We start from the raw sequence: 15,223 nt of genomic DNA on the forward strand, positions 1-15,223 counted from the left end.
GCCGGTCGGCTGCCCGCGCCGCCTCGGACCTCGCCGAGCACGGAGACTCCGATGCGACGAAATCCGGTCACACCTCTGTTGCGTGGCCGAATCCAGTGCAAAGCTGTGTCGGCGGTGGCCTCCATTCCCCCGTTGGAGGCCACCACGCCCGGCCCCGCCCGCGCGCTCCTGCCCGGGCGGGGCCGCGTCGCCCCTCCCGCCCTCCCCACGGGAGGGTCGACGGCTGCGCCGGCGGAGTCCGGTGGGCGGAGCGGGCGTCGCGGCGGGAAGCCGCCGGCGATCGAGAATGGCCGGGAATCGACTCGCTCAGATGGACCCGGTCCTCGTGGGGGCGTCCGACCACGTCCGGAGTTCCCCGTCCGCTGCCGGGTCGGCCGGCCCGGGCAGCCTGTCGTGGCCCGCCTCCGGGACCGGGCAGCCGTCGGCCGACTCGCCGCTCTCGCCGAGGAACCCGCCCGACTGGTGCTGCCACAGCTTGGCGTAGGCGCCCTCCGACGCGAGCAACTCCTCGTGGGTGCCCTGCTCGACGACGCTCCCGCGGTCGAGGACGACGAGGCGGTCCATGCCGGCGACGGTGCTCAGGCGGTGGGCGACGACGAGGGCGGTCCGTCCGTCCATCAGCCGCCACAGGGCGTCCTGGACGAGGAGTTCGCTCTCCGAGTCCAGCGCGCTGGTCGCCTCGTCGAGCAGCAGGATCGGGGCGTCGCGCAGGATCGCTCGGGCGAGGGCGACTCGCTGGCGCTGGCCGCCCGAGAGTTTCACCCCCCGCTCCCCCACCAGCGTGGCGAAGCCGTCGGGGAGCTGGTCGGCGAACTCCGTGACGTGCGCGGCCGCGGCCGCCGCGCGCACCTCCTCGTCGGTGGCCCCCGGCCGGGCGAAGGCGATGTTGTCCCGCAGGCTGCGGTGGAACATCGCGGGTTCCTGCGGGACGTAGGCGATCAGTGAGCGCAGGTCGGTCTGCCGCAGCCGGCTGATGTCTTGGCCGCCGATGGCGAGGCGCCCCCGGTCGATGTCCGCCATGCGCAGCAGGAGCCGGGTGAGCGTGGTCTTGCCGCCGCCCGACCTGCCGACCAGTCCGACGCGGGCGCCCGCGGGCACGTCCAGGTGGAGGTCCCGGAAGATGGGTTTCGCGCCCGCGTGGGCGAAGGTCACCGCGTCGAAGCGGATGCCGGTGTCCTTCGGCGCGAGCGGTTCGGGTTCCGGGGGGTCGAGCACGGTGGGGGGATCCAGCAGGAGTTCGGTGAACTGCGCGGCTTCGGTCATCGAGCTCTCCAGCCGCCGGTAGATCTGGTTGAACTCGAACATGATCTGGGTCGCGTTGGAGTAGTAGGTGAACGCGACCACGATCTCCTCGACCCCCTGGCCCGAGCTGCCGAAGGCGATGGCGACCACCAGGCCCAGCACGTTGGTCAGCACCGACATGGGCGCGATCAGCATGTCGACGCGCAGGTTGCCGTAGTCCCAGGACCGCAGCGTCAGCCGCCGGGATTCCGCGACCCGGCTGCGGTGTTCGTCGGCCTCGCGCCGCTCGGCCGCGAACGCCCGGATGGTCTCCATGTTCATGAGGCTGTCGGCGACATGGCCGGAGACCCGGGCGATCGCCGCCTCACGGTCGTGGACGAGTCTCTGCCGGCGGCGGATCAGGGGTGTCGCGGCCACCGCGGTCAGCGCGATCATCACCACGAGGCCGACGACGAGCATCGGCTCGTAGCTCCACAGCACCACGGCACCGAACAGCAGCGGGACGAGGCTGCCGACGATCCGGTAGGTCAGCGTGTCGACGAAGTCCTCGAAGCGCTTGCCGTAGCTGAGGACCCGTTTGGTCAGGGAGCCGGCGAAGTTGTCGTGGAAGAACGCCGCGTCCTTGGCGAGGAGTTCGTCCATGCCTCTCACGTAGAGGTGTTCCATGCCGAGGGCGTCCACGCGGTTCAGGCAGTGCTGCCCGGCGCGCCACACGGTCTCGGCGAGCACCAGCGTCACGCCGAAGCCGAGCACGTACGGCAGGGCCGCGCCGAGCGTGAGACCGTCGTCGGCCGCCTGTGCCGCCAGTTTGGCGATCAGCAGGGGCGCGACGTAACGGACGCCGATGTTGCCCATGGCCGGCAACAGCAGCGCGGGCAGGGCGAGTCGTCGTAGTCGCAGCAGTTCCCGGACGTAGTGGCGCAGCGCGAGGACGACCGCGCTCCTGGCCGGCGCCGGTCCTCGCATTTCTGTGGTCCCCATCACACTCCCGGAGGTTCGGAAGTCGGAAGTGTCCCGTCCGGGGAGGTGACCGGTCCAGGCATTTAACGCGGAACGGCGAGAATCGGACATCGATGTCCGAGGGGTGCGCGCACGGAACCCTCCCGCGGCGCGCACCCGGCACGGCTGCCGCCCGGTCAGCCCGTCACGAACGTCGTCACACTGCGGGCGGGCAGCGTGGCGGTGAACGACCCGTTGGACACACCGGTCGCGGCCTGGGGCGCGACGCTCCTGCTCGCGTCGGTCAGCCACGACGAGACACGGGACGGCGAACCACTCGTCAGGGTGAACTGCTGACTCACCGTCGACGCGCCCTTGTTGACGGCGACGACGGCGACCGTGGAGCCCGTGCTCCGGTACGCCGAGACGTACACGTCCGTCGTCGGCCTCGGCGTCGCGTCGATCCGTACGTAGCCGGGCCGGACGAATCTGGCGAAGTGGGCCATGCAGGCGCCGCGCTTGCTGATCCTGCCGTCCTCGCGCAGGGGTCCGTAGCCGCGCCGGATGTACCACCAGATGTACGCCTGGAACTCGGCGTCCACCATGGCGCGGTGCATGTGCTCGCCCACGTCCAGTGCCTGGGGCCACAGGTCCGCCGAGTCGCTGCTGTTGGGGTAGTAGACCTCGGTCATCCAGAGTTCCTTGCCCGCGCCCTTCTGCTTGAACAGGGGGTAGGGGAAGTTGGCGAACGAGGTGCCGTAGAGGTGTGCGCCGACGATGTCGACGTTGGCGAGCGCGACCGGGTCGTTGAGGATCGGGTCCGACATGTTCTTCAGGTACTGGAACGACTCCGGGGCGATGACCCTGGTGCCGATCGAGCCGGCGTTCTCCCGCAGGAACCGGAGCATCTCGGCGGGGGTCCACCACGTCCAGTCGTGCGCGTAGTCGGGCTCGTTCTGCACCGATATGCCGTAGAGGTTGACTCCGTTGTCCCGCATGTACGTGGTGAAGTCGTTGAGGTGCTGGGCGTAGGCGCCGTACATGTCGTACCTCAGGCGCCGGGCGTCGGTCTGGCTGCCGCGTACGAAGGTCTCGACCATGCGGGCGGGCGGATTCCACGGCGACGCGATGACGGCCGCCCCTAGTTGGGCCGCGCGTTTCGCCGTCGCCAGGTCGCGGCTCCAGGCCGCCCGGTCCTCGGGGACGGGGATCCGCAGCAGCGACAGTCCCAGTTGCCCCTCTCCGGCCCCGAACGCCGTGTCCCGCTGGGCGGCGGTGAGATCTCCGATCCACGCCGTGTGGGTCATGCCGCCGAAGCCGCGGATCGTCTGGCGGCGCGCGGCCGGATCGATGACCGCCGTCGCGGCCACGGCTTTCACGGCTCCCGCGGCCGGCGGCGCGACGGCGGTGAGGATCGGCAGGGCACCCACCGCCGCCAGCACGGTCCTGCGGCTCGGCGATCCCCCGCGTCCGCGCTCGGGCTCGTTCTGACGCTCGGTCATGTCATCTCCTCCTGGCTGCCACCCGGCTCGGACCCCTCGCGCCCCCACACCATGGGAGCGCTCCCATCCGCCCTTGGCGACACCACATCGAGCCATTCTTCGACGCGCCGGGCCAGGCGCCTGCCGTCCCGCCGGCGCTCGCGCGGCAGAGGCGCCGCATTCCCTCGGCCGGACCCCTGCACTCCCCTGCGGGCGAATACACTCTGCGCCATGTCGAAGCCTGACAAGCTGCTCGTTGACGTCGCCACCCTGGTCGAGTCCGAGAAGAGCAACCAGATGTCCCTGACCGTGGTCACCAGCGGTGCCGTCATCACCGGCCGGCTGGCCCCCGAGACGGTGTGGAGACAGCGGGTGTCGGACGTCCTCAGGGATTCCGACCGACTGGGCGAGTTCTCCGCGATGTTCGACGCCCCCGACCGGGCGGACGAGGCACCCACTCATCTGCATTTCCACGTCGCCCGCATCCTGCAGGGCACGGTGGGCATTCCGGAGACGGGAGGGATGTACCGCGTGGCGATCGAGGACGTCAGCGCCTGGACGGTGGGCGACTTCAGCTACTCCGACAGCTGAGCGACGGCGGGCGGTCCCCCGCGCCGACGACCGGCGCGGCGGGACCACCTAGGCGCCCCGGCCGACCGCGCCGGCCCGCCTCGGGCAGGCCGGCTCCGTCCGGCGGACCGGCGGACAGGTGCCGTGCGAGGCTCAGGCCTTCTTCGTGAAGACGAGCACCTCCGTGGAGCCGACGCCCATGGGCGCAAGGAATCCGGCCTCCAGGGTGCAGTCGAGGGTCGCGAAGAGGTCCACGCACGTCTGGCGCGGCATGGGGGCCGGATAGGAGTCGTGTCCCGAGCCGCCCTCCGCCGCCCAGGCGCGCACCGTCGCGGGGTCCAGGCAGTTCTCCGTCATGACGTCGAAGACGATCCGGCCACCGGGCCGGGTGACGCGCGCCATCTCCAGGAAGTAACGGGAGGCGCAGAGGAAGGTCACGGTGTTGAAGACCTTGTGGGCCTGAAGGAGGTCCACGCTGGCGTCGGGTGTCGGGGCGAGGCTGCTCCCCTCGGTCGGCTGGGCGACGACACCGAACGTCTCCACCAGGTAGTCCGCCCAGGGCTTCGCCGTCTCGTAGATCTCGTAGCGGTCCGGCGAGCACTCCTTGAGCGTCTTCTCCAGATACCGCCCGGACCCGGGGCCGATCTCCAGCACCCTGCCCGGGTCACCGTCGAAGACCCCGCGGGCGCGGAGTTCGTCGATGGTCTTCTGGGTGGCGCCGGGCGTCTTGTTCATGACCTCGTCGATGTGGTCGCCGACCGACAGGCCCGACGCGCGCGCGGCCCGCATCGTCGCCTCGAACGGAAGGAAGTCGTCGACGCCACCCCGATTGTCGGTACTGCGCACGATGTCGAATCCGGCGCGCCCCAGAAGGCGCTTGACACCGGACTTCACCACTGACGGACCCTTGCCCACCGCATTCATCAGGCACTCCCCCCAGAACGTGTCCACCTTCGGCGTCAGCATAGGAGTGCGAAGGCGGGCGCGCAGTGGGATGACGAATTCACCCATCACCCGTCGAAGGCCGATACACCGCATCAGGGCCCTTTGCCCGTTATACCCCTCCCTGCGGGGATCATCCGCCGGCCCTCCCCGCCGAGGTCGTCTCCCGGGCCGGGCCGACCGGCGGGATGCCGCGTGCGCTCCCGGTTGTCCCGGGACCTGTCACCGAGGTCCCGGGACGCGGCCGACGACCTCAGACGTCCCGGCGCAGGAGGAACGCCGACAGCGCGCGGAGCTCGTCGGCGGCCGCGCTCCCCGGCGCCAGGTCCGCCAGGGCGGCCTGCGCCGCCGCGATGTGACGGCGTGCCTCGACGAGCGCCGCCGCCCGGCCTCCCGCCGCCTCGACGAGGACGGCCGCCTCCCGCGGGTCCGCGTCCGAGGCCAGCAGCTCGGCCAGCCGCCGCGCCTCGGGGGAGGCCGCATCGAGCGCGGCCAGCACGGGGAAGGTCTTCTTGCGCTCGCGAAGGTCGCCGTGCACGGGTTTGCCGGTGATCTCGGGGTCGCCCCAGATGCCCAGCACGTCGTCGACGATCTGGAAGGCCAGACCGAGGCGGCGGCCCGCCCGGTCCAGCGCCGAGACCGCGGCGGGCGGGCCGCCGCCGAGCAGGGCGCCGAGCGCTGCCGCGCAGCCCAGCAGCGCGCCGGTCTTCCGCTCGGCCATGGCCCGGTACTCCGCCGGGCGCACCCGCTCCGGCCCCGCCCAGGGGCGTGCGGCGAACAGCAGGTCGTCGGCCTGCCCGCGCACCAGCTCGCCGAGCGCCGCGGACAGGGCCCGCAGCGCGGACGCACCGGACTCCGCGGTGGCGAGCGTCTCGACGGCCAGCGCGAACAGGGCGTCGCCCGCGAGGACGGCGGGTCCTGTGCCGTACGCCTTCCACACCGTTGGGCGACGACGACGTTCGGTGTCGCCGTCCATGATGTCGTCGTGCAACAGCGAGAAGACGTGGACCAGTTCCACTGCGACCGCGGCGGGCACCCCGGCCCGGGCGGGAGCCCCCACCGCTTCGGCGCCCAGCACGGCCAGCGCCTGCCGCACTCCCTTGCCGCCGGACGCGGCCGCGGGAGCACCGCCCACCTCGCACCAGCCGAACGAGTACGCGGCCATCTCGCCCACCCAGGGGTGTGTCCGTCCGACCGCCTCCCGCAGCGCGGGGCGCACCAGCTCGCGGCAGCGCTCCAGGACGAAGGGGACGTCGACCGGCGACCGCAGTGCCGTGGAGAGCGCCGTCACCGTGCCGCCTCCACCCGGACGCCGCCCCGCGACTGGGCCCGGACCCCGAGTTCCTCGTGCGCCCGCGCCACCATCTGCCGGGCATGCCGCAGCCCGATCCGCTCCAACTCCTGCTCCAGCGCGGCCAGTTCGGCAGCCGTCTCGTCGTGGTCCCGGCCGAGCCGGGCGAGTGACTTGGCCAGTCCCAGCCGGGCCAGCGCCTGCCCGCGCGGTTCGCTCATCTCACGGAACTCGCCCAGGGCCAGCTCGTAGGTGTCCCGCGCCTCGGTGTAACGCCCGGCCCGGTAGCAGACGTTGCCGCGCATCTTGTGGTTGTAGGCCAGCGCGCTGGACAGGCGCATCTCCCGACAGGTGGCCTCCGCCTCCGACAGCAGGGCGAGCGCGCGCTCCACGTCCCCGTCGCGCGCCGAGACGATGTCGGCGAGCCCGCGCAGCGCCCAGGCGTGACCGCGCCGGTCGTCGGCGCCCGCGGCTATCCCGGCCGCCTCCTCGAACAGCGCGTACGCGCTGTCGTACGCCCCCTGCTGGCGGTGGATCTGTGCGATGCCCTCCAACGCCCACACGGTGTGCCGCGCCTCGCCGCGCCGCCGGGCCTCGGCGAGCAACTGCTCGTGCAGCTGGGCGACGGCTTCGTAGTCGCCCTGGATCCTGCCGGTCTCGGCCAGCCCGGCGAGGGAGTAGCCGCGGACGACGACATCGCCTCCCCGCCCGCCCAGGTCGGCGGCGAGTCCCAGGAGCCGCCGGGCCAGCGCGAACGAGCCGCGCTGCCGGGCCAGGGTCCCGCCGCTCCACAGCGCCCAGGCCATCGCCCCCTGGTCCCCCGCCGCCCTGGCCGCCCGGTAACTCGCCTTCCACGCCTGGTCGGCGTCGCCGATCTGCCCCAGCCGCCGGTGCGCCTCGGCCACCGCGAGCCCGGAGCGGGCCGCCTCACCGTGCTGCCCGGCACGCTCGGCCTCTCTCAACTGCCGTGTACCGGCCGCCAGTACCTCGGTCAGCGAGGAATTCACGGACAGGGTGGTCAGGGCGCCCTGGTATTCGGGGGCGAACGCCTTGCCGTACATGGTTGCCTTTCGGTCCGGTCGCATGCGTCAGCTCGTGCCGGCTCTACACGCGATCTCTACACGCCGCGTATACACAATGCGTATACGGCGTCGGAGATGAACGCCGTAGCCCCGGGGGCCTCGGCTTCATCCGTTACCGATCAAGATGCCGTGCGCGCCCCGCAGGTTGCCCGTGAGGCGCAGATCACCTTGGAGACCGGGCACAGGAGTACCGGGTCCGATCTTCAACTCGCCTGTACGGCAGGACGATTCAGTCGTCCTGCGTTCTCACGTCGCTCGGCAGGTAGATCTGACGGGCCCACAGGCCCAGCAGCGCCAGACCGCCGACCAGCAGCGGCACCGGATCGGCGGCGGAGGGGGCCAGCACGTATCCCAGCGCCGTGACCGTGCAGACGGTCAGGGGGATGAACGCGGCGGCGCCCTCCATCCCCGAGCGCAACGCCGGCCGTCCGGCACCGAGGACGCTCGCCCCGCCGGGCACCCAGGGGCCGACGGCGACGATCAGCAGTCCGGCCGTGACGCAGAGGTCGGCCCACGGGGACGACAGCACCTCGCGGTCACCCGCATCGGTCGGCGACAGCGGCAGACTGTCGCCGACCACCATGAGGGACACACCCGCGATCGCCGCCCAGACCGTCGCACGCTGGTCGTCGCGCACGAGGCGGCGCAGGGCGAGCAGGAATCCGAGGAAGACGACCTCCGCCGCCCACAGGACGCCGAGCATGCCGGTCCCCGGGCGCCATCCCTCACCGGCTCTGCCCAGGAACACCCAGCCCGCCATGAACGCGGCCCCGGCCATGACCGTCCCGTCGAGGACGCGCCGCAGCCAGGCCCGCCGTCCCGAACCGGCATCCGCCGCGGCCACCAGACCGGCCGTCCCCAGCCCGACCGTGACGGTCACGCCCACGATCACGGCCAGACCGGCCGGCCCCGCCGCATCCGGTGTCCGCGCCGGCTGAACCGACAGCGCGGCGAGCGCGGCACGGTAGACGCCCCCGGCCGCCGCGGAGCCCGCCACCAGCAGCAGACGCGTCCGCGCCCGCCCACGCGCCCCCCGTACCCGCAGCAGCAGGGAGAGAGTCAGCACCCAACAGCCGACGGACGGTCCGAGGGACATCATCCGAACCCCCTACTTCCCCAGCCTCGGCATCCAGGTGCCCCCTTCGATCGGCGCCGCCGTCGGGGCTTCCCGCGGGCCGCCGGATCCGTACGGAGACCGTACGGAACGCACACCCCCGTCGAACGGCAAACCCGTCGGATTCACTCGTGTTGCGTAAGGAGGGCCCACGCGCTTGCGGGACACGGCAACGGGGCACCGGCGACACCCCCTCGTCCGGGGTGTCGCCGGTGCCCCGCCGGGACAGGACTCACACGCGGTCGGCCGCGATCAGGACGTACTGGAAGGAGCCGTCCCGGTAGGACTCGATGAACGCCTTCTCGATGCCGGTGACCAGCGAGGACGTGGCCCGCAGTTCCCAGTAGGGCAGGGTTTCCGGGGTGAGGTCGACGATGGCCTGCGGCACCAGCCTGTTGTCGGCCATGGCCCGCAGATACTCCCGGCGCGAGTGGATGTTGCACTCGAAGTGGGCGTTGATCTCGGAGACCCACTTCGACGGCTGGCCGTAGCGGGGGTTCCAGCAGCCGGTGATGGTCACGTACCGGCCTCCCACCTTCAGGAAGCGGGAGTGCTCGGCGAACAGGTCGTGGAGGTCGACGTACATGGTCGACTCGTTGTTCCACGAGGCCGTGACGCTGCCCTTGTCGAAGGGGGTGTCGAGCATGTTGCAGACGCGGGAGCGGACGCGGTCCTCGACGCGCAGTTCCCGCGCGCGCCGGTTGCCGAAGTCGGCCTGGGTGGCGGAGAGCGTGACGCCCTCGACCGTGCAGCCGAAACGGCGGTTGGCCATGACCATGGATCCGCCGCGCCCGCAGCCGGCGTCGACGAGTGTGTCGTCGGGACCGACGGGGCCGAGGTGGTCCAGGAGGAACTCCGCCTGCGCCGACTCCAGTCGGTGCAGCTCCGCGATGAGCTTCTTCTCGTAGGCGCTGTCGGCCGGGTCGCCGAGCGCGGCCTGGTCCACGGCGCCGATGCCGTAGTGGTGGTGGTAGAGACCGTCCACGTCACCGAGGCGGAGGTTGACGGGCCGGGCCTCGTTGTTCCAATAGCGGGCGATGTCCCCCTGGTACGGGGTCGCCGGCGACGGAATCCTGGCGGTGGCGGTCGAGGTGGCGGTGGTGTCAGTGGTCATGGAGATATCCGTTCTTACCAGAAATCGGGCAGGGTGTAGCGGTAGGTGTTGGTGCGGTGCCAGTCGTGATTGCCGTCGACCCAGGCGGCCACGCCCTTGAGGAAACGCAGCACGGTGGGCAGGGGGCAGGCTTCCGCGAGTTCGGCCGAGGCGGCCTCGAAGGCGTGCTGCAGTTCGTTGTGGACCTCGACCGCCTTCAGATAGGCGTCGCGTACGGGCAGCCGCTCGCGTTCCGCGATCACCACCGGAAGGTTCAGGTGATGCCCCGGGCTGTCGAGTTCCTTGGTGTACGAGTAGAGGTCGTTGACGATGGTGGTCGCGTTGCCGGCCAGGGCGATGACCCGTTGCATGTCCGGCCGGGCGTGCAGGTCCGCGGGCAGTTCGTAGCCGCCGACGGTGTCGGTGATCGTGGGGCAGGGGCGGAAGTTGTTGAACTGGCGCATCGCCAGGTACTCCCACACCTCGGGGACGTGACCGGTCTGTGCCCAGGCGGCCTCGGCGAGGTAGCCCAGGTGCAGCCGGGCCATGTCGTGGCGGTAGCGGTCGGCCTGGGAGGGTGTGGCCGCGCCGACGAAGTAGCCCATGGCGCTGCGGTACGCGCGGCGCGGCGCGTCCGACCCGAGGGACTCCTCCCATGCCGGGGCGTACTCGGCGGTGGTGTGGAAGGGATCGAGCGCGGTGTGGGCGAGGAGCAGGCGCCCGCCGAGACCGACGGGGGAACCGCCGTGGTCCTCGCAGTAGCAGTCGTCCACCGCGTTCTCCGCGACCATCAGCCTGGTGGCGAGCATCAGGTGGTCGATCGTCGGCGCGTCGGGGTGGCAGGCGACCATGTATCGGCCGACGGAGAAGCCGTCGAACTGCCCCTCCCACTCCTCGGGATAGAGCTGGACCTCGTCCTCGGCCCAGCGTTTGATGCGGCGGCTCACCTCTTCGACGCGCACCGGGTCGGGCTCGGGGACGGGGTGGTGGTAGAGCCCGGGGACGGCCCGCCCCGGGGCGGGCTCGGCGGGTGTCCGGGACACCGGACCCGGCAGCGGGGATGCGTACCTGTCGGCGACGATGAGCGAGGCCGTGCCCGGTCCGGTCGGTCCGCGCAGGATCCGCCGGAGGGCGTCGTCGGCCGCGGTCGTGTCGGGCGCGGCCGCGGTCGTGTCGGGCGGGTCCGGTACGGCGGCGGAGGGCTCCACGGGTGGTGGCGGCGGCGTCGTGGGCGCGGTCGGCGGCGGCACGAGGGTCGCGACCGGCGGATGCAGTGCGGCCAGGAAGCCGGGGGCGGTCGGTGCGGCCGGACGGTGGTCCGGGACCGCCGCCGCCGGCGCCGCCGCGTCCGGCACGGCTGTGGATGACGTCGGCGTCGGCACCTGTTCGGGGGTGCGTGGTGGTCCGAGGGGCCCGGAAGTGGGCATGGTCGAGGGCTCCTTGTCGCGGCGGGGTGGGCGCTCCGCGGTGCGCGGAGCGTGCGTGTCGGGCGTGGACGTGCGACCGGTCGGGCGTCAGCGCGGCCCGGGGGCGATCCGCACGTTCTCCAGCACCCCGACGGCGTCGGGCAGGAGCACCGCGGCGGAGAAGTAGGTGCTGACGAGGTAGGAGACGACCGCCTGCTCGTTGATGCCCATGAACCGCACGGAGAGCCCGGGTTCGTACTCGTCCCGCAGGCCGGTCCGTCGCAGGCCGATGACGCCCTGGCTCTTCTCGCCGGTGCGCATCGCGATGATCGAGCTGGTCTGTTCCGCGCTGATCGGGATCTTGTCGCACGGGAGGATGGGGACACCGCGCCATGCGGGGACGGACTCCCCTTCGATGTCGACCTGGTCGGGGTGGAGACCGCAGGCGTTGAAACCGCGTCCGATGGCGGCGATGGTCCTGGGGTGGGCGAGGAACATCCTGGTGCCGCGGCGGCGGCAGAGCAGATCGTCCATGTCGTCCGGGGTCGGGGGGCCGAGCCGGGGCTGGATCCGCTGCTTGAAGTCGGCGTTGTGCAGCAGGCCGAACTCACGGTTGTTGATCAGCTCGTGTTCCTGGCGCTCACGCAGGGCCTCGACGGTGAGCCTGAGTTGCTCCTCGCTCTGGTCCATCGGGCCGTTGTAGAGGTCGCCGACCCGGGTGTGGATCCTCAGCACGGTCTGGGCGACGGAGAGTTCGTACTCGCGCGGGTTCAAGGCGTAGTCGACGAACGTGCCCGGCAGGTCGGGCTCCCCGGTGTGGCCGGCCATCACGGCGATCTCGACCTCGCCGTGCTTGTTCTGCGGCCGGCGTGTGCGGGAGCCGAACGTGTCGAGGTGGGCCCGGAGATGGGGTGCCGTGGCCTGGACCGCGGTGAAGTCGGCGCGGGAGAGGGTGAGGAGGGTGCCGGCGGTCTGGGCGGTGACCGTGCAGTCGTGGCGGGCGTCGGGGTCCGACAGGGCGTCGGCGCCGAAGTGTTCGCCGTCCGCGAGCACCGCGACGGCGGTCTCGCCGCCGTACTTGCCCGCGGAGGTCTGGCTGACCCGGCCGTGGGCGATCAGATGGATCCGGTCGGCGGGGCTGCCGCGCTCGGCGAGGACCTCGCCCGCCGCGAAGTCGCGCTGCGCGCAGCGGTCGGCGAGTGCGCCGAGGACGTCCCGGTCCTCGAATCCGCGCAGGAAGGCCAGTTCACCGAGTCCTTGGGGAATGACGCGGACCGTCGCCCCCTCCTGGACGAACCCGACGCGCCCGTTGCCGAGGGTGTGGCGCAGCCGTCGGTTGACCCGGTAGACGCCGCCCTCGGCCTCGACCCAGGGCAGCATCCGCAGCAGCCAGCGGGAGGTGATCTCCTGCATCTGTGGGGCCGACTTGGTGGTGGTGGCGAGGGTGCGGGCGGCGGCGGTGCTCAGGGACTGTTGCGGCACGCCTGGGGCGGTCCGTGCTTCCGGACTGCTGTCGACGGACATCGAGGGGGCTTTCTCCTTGCGCGACGGGCCGTCGGGCGCACACGGGTGCGCCGACCGGGAGACAGGGAGGGGTGGGCAACGGCGAGAAGGATCACGGGAATCCCTTCACCTGCAGAAACCTAGCCTCCCGACCGGCCACATCCATCAGGCGGACGAGATGCTTACCTCGAAGCAGTGACAATCGGCGCGATGCGTTTATCCGCCCGTCCTACGTCACAGCGTTCCTGCCCCCGGACCACGGCGCCGTGACCGCCCACCCGGATCGCTCGGCCCGCCGCCGTCCTCCGGCCGGGACCATGCGTCGGCCGTGGCGTACATCCGTACGGGATACTGCACGCGCGATCGACCGGCGCATGCGGCGGCCGGAGCGCATGCTGGTCGGGAACGGTCCGTACCTGGTCGGGAACGGTCCGTACCTGGTCGATCGCGTCGACGGGTCGCTGCACCGGGTCGGTGTCGTGTCCGCCGAGTCGGGGCGTCCACGCCGTGCTGACGCTGCGGCGGAGACTGCCGGCCCTGACGCCCGCCGAGACCGTGCCGTACGGGCCGCATGACCGCCGGGACGGCGTGGGCTAGCCGTGGGTGGCGGGCGGTGCGGTCTGTCCGGTGGTGGGGCTGGGGCTGGGGCCGTCGGAGGGTTCGGGGGTCTCGCAGGTGATCTCGTCGCGCGGGGTGTAGTGGGTGCGGAACGGCTCCCGCCGCACTTCCTTGCCGTCGTCGTAGAAGACGCGCTCCACGGTGACGTCGAAGCCTTCGAGCGGGGTCTGCGGGACGCACTTGTCGTCGGTGCGCACCTTCTTCGCCGGCGGCTGCACATGGGTCCGGGGCCCCTTCACCGACCTGATCTCGTCGTAGTGCCTGGTGCCGATGAAGCTGATGGTCACCGAGGTGTCCGTGGACTCGGCCTGGATGTAGAGGGCCTTGCCGGAGTCGTTGGTGAACCGGAGGTCGAGGCTGCCCCAGGCGACCGTCGCCTCACGGCCCTCCGGGTAGCGCTCGATGTAGAAGGAATGGGCGCCGTGTTCCACGGGCTTGACCCCGGCGAAGAACATCGCGTTGTACACGGTGGTGGCCACGGCGGACACACCGCCGCCCGCCGCCTTGGTGAACTGGTCGTCGAGGATCATGATGCCTTCGACGAAGCCGTTGGCCTCGGTGCGCCGGCCCACGGTCCGGTTGAAGCTCCAGGTCTCGTCGGGCATGACGACGGAGCCGTTGATGAGCTGTGCGGCCCGCCCGATGTTCTTGGTTCGGTAGGGGGCCGGTTCGAAGTTGACGGTGAAGGAGGACATCTTCTGCGTCAGCCCCAGCCGTGCCGCGTTCTCGCGGGTCACCTCGGGCTGGATGCGCCGCACGGCCACGTCCGCGGTACGCGCGGAGCCCGTTCTGGTGAGCAGCGGCAGCACCGCGTCACTCAACGCGCTGTCGCTGATCTGTACGCCGGGCCGGGCGTCCTCGGCCACCGCGACCTTGTCGCCGTCCAGTTCCAGCCTGGCGTTCTGGGCCGTGGTGGTGACGGCGGCCAGGGGGCCGGCGACGGAGGGGGCGGCGCGCAGGCCCTTGACGTCCAGCTTCGGCTCCAGTCGGCCGGAGCCGTCCGGCACCATCCTCAGGTGTTCGCCGAGGACCGCCGGGTCGACCGTGAAGCGCCTGCCGGCCGCGGTGAGGGTGACGGGCGCCGACATGGCCGGCTGCGCGAAGTCGCGCACCGCCCGCCGTACCTCGTCCGCCGTCACCTCGGGCTTGGTCTCACGGGCGGGAAGGACCACGGCCCTGCCCCGCGCACCGTGCAGGAACGAGGTCCGCAGGGTGTCGGAGGCGGCGTCCACGTCCAGGGCGTAACCGCTGTGGGCGGCGACCTGCGCGACCCTGCCGTCCGCGAAGGTGACGGCGCCGTCCCTGACCTTCTGGTCGAGCGCCTTCGCCAGGTTCCCGAGGGCGGCGTGGGCCTTGTCCTCGTCGAGGCGTACGACCGGCTCGATGTCTCCGCCCGAGTGGAAGAAGCCGCCGATCACGCTGAGGGGGTCGGAGGCGGTGCGGGTCGCCCGGTCGACGGTCCGCTCGCTGTCGAAGCCGAGTCCGGCCTGCCGCGTGTCGACGGTGCCGCTGCGGTCGCCGACCTGCACGGCCAGCTCGCGCGGGCCGGCCGTCGCCAGGTGGGCGTCCAGCTTGTGGATGGCCTCCGCACGGCTGAGCCCCCCGATGTCGACCCCGCGCACCGTCGTACCCGCCTCGATGTCACCGCCCGTGACGAGCAGACCGGCCAGATAGAGGCCGCCGAGGCCGACGGTCAGCGCACCGCCGGTCAGGACGGGGGACGGAAGGGAGGCTATTCGCAGACGCATGGGGCTCCCGGACGGGTATCGGGGGCGGTGCGCGCGGCAGAGCGGCACCGTGGGCGTGTCGGGCACCTCAAGCTACCCATAACGGACTACAGGGACGTATGTCGCAGAACACTTATGGTTCAGATCACGTCGGCGACGCCCTCCGGGGGACACACAGGGTGACTGCGCCGTGACCCCTGGCACGGTCGCGCGCG

General features: G+C 71.8%; 11 protein-coding genes. 1 reads left to right on the plus strand and 10 read right to left on the minus strand.

The window, feature by feature from the left end; translation table 11 throughout:
* Positions 1–306 precede the first annotated feature (306 nt).
* Positions 307–2,223, minus strand: coding sequence for an ABC transporter ATP-binding protein (locus tag PYR72_RS07560; protein WP_275454546.1), 1,917 nt, complete (start codon positions 2,221–2,223; stop codon positions 307–309).
* 155 nt (positions 2,224–2,378) lie between these two features.
* Positions 2,379–3,683, minus strand: coding sequence for a glycoside hydrolase family 30 beta sandwich domain-containing protein (locus tag PYR72_RS07565; protein WP_275454547.1), 1,305 nt, complete (start codon positions 3,681–3,683; stop codon positions 2,379–2,381).
* Positions 3,684–3,893: 210 nt separating this feature from the next.
* Here PYR72_RS07565 and PYR72_RS07570 point away from each other — a divergent pair, with 210 nt between their 5' ends.
* The gene (locus PYR72_RS07570; RefSeq protein WP_275454548.1) at positions 3,894–4,253 is read left to right on the plus strand and encodes a hypothetical protein; all 360 of its coding nucleotides are present in this window, start codon (positions 3,894–3,896) and stop codon (positions 4,251–4,253) included.
* Between the two features lie 132 nt (positions 4,254–4,385).
* Here PYR72_RS07570 and PYR72_RS07575 read toward each other — a convergent pair whose 3' ends face one another.
* From PYR72_RS07575 to PYR72_RS07610, 8 genes are all read right to left on the minus strand, one after another.
* Complete coding sequence (locus PYR72_RS07575; protein WP_275460355.1) at positions 4,386–5,156, minus strand: methyltransferase domain-containing protein; 771 nt, start codon at positions 5,154–5,156, stop codon at positions 4,386–4,388.
* Positions 5,157–5,427: 271 nt separating this feature from the next.
* Positions 5,428–6,465 (minus strand): polyprenyl synthetase family protein, encoded by a 1,038-nt coding sequence (locus PYR72_RS07580; RefSeq protein ID WP_275454549.1) that lies wholly within the window; start codon positions 6,463–6,465, stop codon positions 5,428–5,430.
* On the minus strand, positions 6,462–7,526 hold the full coding sequence (locus PYR72_RS07585; RefSeq protein ID WP_275460356.1) for a tetratricopeptide repeat protein: 1,065 nt from the start codon (positions 7,524–7,526) through the stop codon (positions 6,462–6,464). The genes PYR72_RS07580 and PYR72_RS07585 overlap by 4 nt, the downstream gene beginning before the upstream one ends.
* Positions 7,527–7,776: 250 nt before the next feature.
* Positions 7,777–8,646 carry a hypothetical protein gene (locus tag PYR72_RS07590; protein WP_275454550.1) on the minus strand — a complete coding sequence of 290 codons (870 nt, stop codon included), beginning with the start codon at positions 8,644–8,646 and terminating at the stop codon, positions 7,777–7,779.
* Positions 8,647–8,893: 247 nt separating this feature from the next.
* Positions 8,894–9,775: a geranyl diphosphate 2-C-methyltransferase gene (locus tag PYR72_RS07595; RefSeq protein ID WP_275454551.1), complete on the minus strand. Its 882-nt coding sequence runs from the start codon at positions 9,773–9,775 to the stop codon at positions 8,894–8,896.
* Positions 9,776–9,789: 14 nt separating this feature from the next.
* A complete protein-coding gene (locus tag PYR72_RS07600) occupies positions 9,790–11,181 on the minus strand; it encodes a family 2 encapsulin nanocompartment cargo protein terpene cyclase (RefSeq protein ID WP_275454552.1) in 1,392 nt (463 codons plus the stop codon).
* An 87-nt stretch (positions 11,182–11,268) separates the two neighbouring features.
* Entirely contained in the window at positions 11,269–12,684 is a 1,416-nt protein-coding gene (locus tag PYR72_RS07605) for a family 2B encapsulin nanocompartment shell protein (RefSeq protein WP_275454553.1), read from the minus strand.
* A gap of 572 nt (positions 12,685–13,256) precedes the next feature.
* Positions 13,257–15,029: a VanW family protein gene (locus PYR72_RS07610; protein WP_275454554.1), complete on the minus strand. Its 1,773-nt coding sequence runs from the start codon at positions 15,027–15,029 to the stop codon at positions 13,257–13,259.
* Positions 15,030–15,223: the final 194 nt, after the last annotated feature.

This window comes from Streptomyces sp. VNUA24 (assembly GCF_029167005.1).
Taxonomy (GTDB): domain Bacteria; phylum Actinomycetota; class Actinomycetes; order Streptomycetales; family Streptomycetaceae; genus Streptomyces; species Streptomyces scabiei.

What these genes read in the sequence shown, in the direction of transcription:
- PYR72_RS07560 (WP_275454546.1), bottom strand. Translation starts at nt 2,223, where the DNA reads ATGGGGACCACAGAAATGCGAGGACCGGCGCCGGCCAGGAGCGCGGTC.
- PYR72_RS07565 (WP_275454547.1), bottom strand. Translation starts at nt 3,683, where the DNA reads ATGACCGAGCGTCAGAACGAGCCCGAGCGCGGACGCGGGGGATCGCCG.
- PYR72_RS07570 (WP_275454548.1), top strand. Translation starts at nt 3,894, where the DNA reads ATGTCGAAGCCTGACAAGCTGCTCGTTGACGTCGCCACCCTGGTCGAG.
- PYR72_RS07575 (WP_275460355.1), bottom strand. Translation starts at nt 5,156, where the DNA reads ATGAATGCGGTGGGCAAGGGTCCGTCAGTGGTGAAGTCCGGTGTCAAG.
- PYR72_RS07585 (WP_275460356.1), bottom strand. Translation starts at nt 7,526, where the DNA reads ATGTACGGCAAGGCGTTCGCCCCCGAATACCAGGGCGCCCTGACCACC.
- PYR72_RS07590 (WP_275454550.1), bottom strand. Translation starts at nt 8,646, where the DNA reads ATGATGTCCCTCGGACCGTCCGTCGGCTGTTGGGTGCTGACTCTCTCC.
- PYR72_RS07595 (WP_275454551.1), bottom strand. Translation starts at nt 9,775, where the DNA reads ATGACCACTGACACCACCGCCACCTCGACCGCCACCGCCAGGATTCCG.
- PYR72_RS07600 (WP_275454552.1), bottom strand. Translation starts at nt 11,181, where the DNA reads ATGCCCACTTCCGGGCCCCTCGGACCACCACGCACCCCCGAACAGGTG.
- PYR72_RS07605 (WP_275454553.1), bottom strand. Translation starts at nt 12,684, where the DNA reads ATGTCCGTCGACAGCAGTCCGGAAGCACGGACCGCCCCAGGCGTGCCG.
- PYR72_RS07610 (WP_275454554.1), bottom strand. Translation starts at nt 15,029, where the DNA reads ATGCGTCTGCGAATAGCCTCCCTTCCGTCCCCCGTCCTGACCGGCGGT.